The organism is Sphingomonas bacterium (assembly GCF_903643035.1).
Taxonomy (GTDB): Bacteria; Pseudomonadota; Alphaproteobacteria; order Sphingomonadales; family Sphingomonadaceae; genus Sphingomonas.
On record NZ_CAHJWW010000256.1, the window covers coordinates 1 to 3,972 of the forward strand.

A 3,972-nucleotide genomic window follows, 5' to 3' on the forward strand; every position below is an offset into this window, starting at 1 on the left:
GGGCGAGCAGCATCCCCACCTCGACCTCGATGGCGCGGATGCCCGGTTCGGCCTGCGCCGAGGACAGCGTCCAGAAGATGCGCCGCACCCGCGCCAGCGTCGCGCCCGCCCGCTCCATCGCCACGATCGTGTTGTCGAAGCCGGCGGGGGCGGCATCGGTGGCGATCGCCTCGACCTCGGCGCGCGCGGCGTCCAGCGCCAGCTGGAACGCGGGCAGGAAGTCGCCCGCCGCGATCCGGTCGAACGCGGGCGCCCCGAACGGCAGGGTCCCCGGGGACAGCAGCGCGTCGAGGCCGTGCCCGCCGCCCTCGCCGTCCCCGCCCGTGTCGATCGGCGGATCGGCGTCAGCCAAGGGTGTCGACCACGTCGGTATGGACCTCGAACCGGTCGAGCGTGGCCGAGCCGAACTGCGTGGTCAGCGCCGCATCGGTCGCATCGCGGCCGCGCGCCATCAGGATGCGGCCGGTGCGCGCCTTGTTGTGGCGCGCATCGAACGTGTGCCACTCGCCGCCCAGATACACGTCGAACCAGGCGGAGAAGTCCATCGCCGAGTCCGACGGCGGCACGCCGATGTCCCCCAGATAGCCGGTGCAATAGCGCGCGGGGATGTTCATGCAGCGGCAAAGCGTGATCGCCAGGTGCGCGAAGTCGCGGCACACGCCCTGCCGTTCCTGATGCGCGTCCCAGGCGGTCTTGGTCGGGCGCGCGTGATGATAGCCGAACTCGATGTGGTCGTGCGTGAACTCGACGATCGCGGCGACTCGCCTCCAGCCGGGCTCGACCCCGCCGAACAGGCTCCAGGCCGTGTCGGACAGGCGGTCCGTCTCGCAATAGCGGCTGCCCAGCAGGTACACGAGCACCTCGTCGGGCAGCTCGTCGACAGGGTGCTGGATCGCACCGGGCGTCTGGCGGTCCGGCAGGCCCGTGTCCTCGATCGTGAAGTCGCACGACAGCGTCAGGCCGCCGTCCGGGATCGTCACGCGGGTGCACACGTTCCCGAAACCGTCGCGGTAGTCGTACAGCGGCACGTCGCGGCTGGTGGTGATGCGGTGCGCGGTCTTCAGGTCGCGGTGCCGCGAGGGATGGATGCTCAGCATCGCCATCATCGGCACGGGGCTGGCCGTGATGGGGCTCGTCGGCGTGAAGCTGATGTCGTAGCCGGCGCGGATCAGCATGGGGCAGGTTCCTTCCTGTCGTCAGATGGGGCGGGGGGGCAGGTCCCGGCGGCGGCGCGCGGGCCGGCATCCTCGACGGTGACGTCGACGCGGACGTCCATGTCGAGGAAGCTGCCGGGAAACCCGCCCCAACTGCCCGATATCGGCACCGCCTGATAGAGGTCGCGCGCGATCGCGACGCGGATCAGCCCGTCGTTGCCGACGATGCCGTTGGTCGGATCGAACTCGACCCAGCCCGATCCCGGCAGGTAGACGCGGACCCAGGCGTGGGTGTTGCCCCCGCCCACCCGCTCGCCGCCGCCCCGCATCCCGCGCGGGTTGTAGACGTAGCCCGACACGAACCGCGCGGCGAGGCCCAGCGCGCGCGCCGCCTCGATCATCAGCATCGCATAGTCGCGGCAGGTGCCTTTGCGCCGCTCCAGCGTCTCGATCGGCGTCTGCACGCCCTTCTCGGCGCGGGGGACATAGGTGAACTCGCGGCGGATCGCGGTCGTCATGTCGGCCAGCATCGCCAGCGTCTGCGTCCGTCCCGACGGGTCGACGAACCGCCGCGCCCAGCCATCGATCCGCCGCTGCGGATCATGGTGCTGGCGCTCGATCGAGCGCAGCAGGTCGGGCATCTCCTCCGATGAATAGGCGAAGGGATAGACGCGGGCATAGTCCTCGATGTCGACCAGGCTCACGTCGGCGGGGGCGTGGCGCAGCCGCACCCGGCTGTCGATCGACAGCCGGGTCGCGCGCCGGTCGAAGCGCGCGATCGCCACCGAATTGCCGAACACGTCCTGCAGCCAGCGGATCTCGACGGGCTCGGGCTCTATGACCAGGACCGCATCGAGCAGGTGCTGGTCGTAGCTCTCGCGCGGGCGCAACATCATTCGGTGCTCGCCGAACGACACCGCCTGCCTGTAGGTATAGGTCGTCACGTGAGAGAGGTTCAGCAATGGCATCGGCCGCAGATCGTCCCGCTAGTCCGTCGATGGGACCCCTCCTGCGCGCGGGCGATCCCGCGCCCGTCTCGGTGGTGAACCCCGGCGGCGCGTCCCCGTTCCTCCTCATCGGCGATCACGCGGGCAATGTCATCCCCGAAGCACTGGGCACGCTGGGGCTTCCGGCGGCGGAGCGGGCGCGGCACATCGCCTGGGACATCGGCATCGCCGGGCTGGGGGAAGCCATGGCGCGGGACATGGACGCGGTGTTCGTGCGGCAGAGCTATTCGCGGCTGGTGGTCGACTGCAACCGCCGCCCCGACGACGCCGGGACGAACGGCGCGCCCGGCGCCATCGCGCCGACCAGCGACGGATCGCCCGTCCCCGGCAACCGCGACCTGTCCCGGGCCGATCGCCAGGCGCGGATCGACGAGATCCACGAGCCCTATCAGCAGGCGATCGCCGCCGAGATCGCGCATCGCCGCGCGGCGGGGCGGGAGACGGTCCTGATCGCGCTGCACAGCTTCACGCCGGCGTTGAAGGACGGGCGGGCGCGGCCGTGGCATGTGGGCGTGCTGCACCATCTGGGCGAGCCCGCCTTCGCCCGCGCGCTGATCGCGGCGCTGGCGCGGGACGTGAGTGGAGACGGGTCGCTGACGGTGGGCGACAACGAGCCGTACCGGATGGACCTGATCGACTATACCGTCCCCCGCCACGCCTGGCCCGCCGGCCTCGCCTATGCGGAGATCGAGGTGCGACAGGACCTGATCGGCGACGCGGGCGGGCAGGCGGCGTGGGCGGCGCGGCTGAAGGTGGCGCTGGAGGCGGCGCGGGAAAATATCGGCACGGCGGGGGCGTAATCGCCACCGGTAGGCATCACCCTCACCCTTCCGGCGCGGCGGAAGCTACCCCGGATAATCCGTCGCGAGGCTCGCCGCGCGCTGGCCCTCGATCTCGTCCAGCCGCTCGCGCAGCTTCGCCGTCACCGCGTCCATGCCGAACCGGCCCAGCACCATGTGGCGCGGCGGCTGGTCCATCCGCGTCAGCGCGATCATCGCCTCGCCCGCGCGCACCGGGTCGCCGACCTGCGTGCCGCTGTACCCGCGCGTGTCCGCCAGCCGCTTGCCCGCGGTATCGGCATAGGCGGCGATCCGGTTCGGCGTCTGCCTGAGCGACCGGCCGGCCCAGTCGGTGCGGAACGGCCCCGGCTCGACGCAGGTGACGCGGATGCCGATCGGCTCGCCCTCGGCGTGCAGCGCGTCGGAAAAGCCCTCCACCGCATGTTTGGAGGCGGCGTAATAGCCCGATCCCGGAAAGCCGACGAGCCCGGCGACCGACGTGACGTTGATGACGTGGCCGCTCCCCTGCGCGCGCATCGTCGGCAGCACCGCGCGCGTCATCGCGAACAGGCCGAAGGTGTTCGCCTCGAACTGGGCGCGGATCGCGTCCTCCTCGCCTTCCTCGATCGACGACTGGTAGCCATAGCCCGCGTTGTTCACGAGCACGTCGATCCGGCCGAACCGCGCGACCGCCGCGGCGACGGCGGCGTCGACCTGCGCCTGGTCGGTCACGTCGAGGTCCAGCGCCAGCCCGCGCCCATCGGCGTCGGCGACCAGGTCCGCCACCTTGTCGGCCCCGCGCGCGGTGACGGCGCAGGCCCAGCCGCGGTCGACCACCAGTCTCGCCAGTTCGCGGCCGAAGCCCGTGGAACAGCCGGTGATGAACCAGACGGGGGTGTCGGTGGGCATGGCGCGTCTCGCTGTCGGTAAAAGGCCCCAACCCCCGGCGATGCGCGCTAGTTTCAGGTCGTGGGCGCCGCCGCCGCCGCGGCGCCGCCGCGCCGTGCGAGCGTGCTGCCGACGGAGGCGACG

4 protein-coding genes and 1 pseudogene are annotated in these 3,972 nt (G+C 71.7%); 1 reads left to right on the forward strand and 4 read right to left on the reverse strand.

Features of this window, described 5'->3' with window-relative positions:
* The 3 genes and pseudogenes from HUV01_RS13290 to HUV01_RS13300 all read right to left on the reverse strand — a co-directional run.
* Positions 1-352 (reverse strand): annotated as a pseudogene (locus HUV01_RS13290) (hypothetical protein); the annotation flags it as partial.
* Positions 345-1,175: a transglutaminase-like domain-containing protein gene (locus HUV01_RS13295; protein WP_174298703.1), complete on the reverse strand. Its 831-nt coding sequence runs from the start codon at positions 1,173-1,175 to the stop codon at positions 345-347. The pseudogene HUV01_RS13290 and the gene HUV01_RS13295, both read right to left, overlap by 8 nt.
* Entirely contained in the window at positions 1,169-2,122 is a 954-nt protein-coding gene (locus HUV01_RS13300) for a transglutaminase family protein (RefSeq protein ID WP_174298704.1), read from the reverse strand. The genes HUV01_RS13295 and HUV01_RS13300 overlap by 7 nt, the downstream gene beginning before the upstream one ends.
* A 29-nt stretch (positions 2,123-2,151) precedes the next feature.
* Between HUV01_RS13300 and HUV01_RS13305 the strand changes: the two genes are divergently transcribed.
* Positions 2,152-2,961: an N-formylglutamate amidohydrolase gene (locus tag HUV01_RS13305; protein ID WP_217431008.1), complete on the forward strand. Its 810-nt coding sequence runs from the start codon at positions 2,152-2,154 to the stop codon at positions 2,959-2,961.
* Between the two features lie 45 nt (positions 2,962-3,006).
* Here HUV01_RS13305 and HUV01_RS13310 read toward each other — a convergent pair whose 3' ends face one another.
* Entirely contained in the window at positions 3,007-3,849 is an 843-nt protein-coding gene (locus HUV01_RS13310; RefSeq protein WP_174298706.1) for an oxidoreductase, read from the reverse strand.
* Positions 3,850-3,972: the final 123 nt, after the last annotated feature.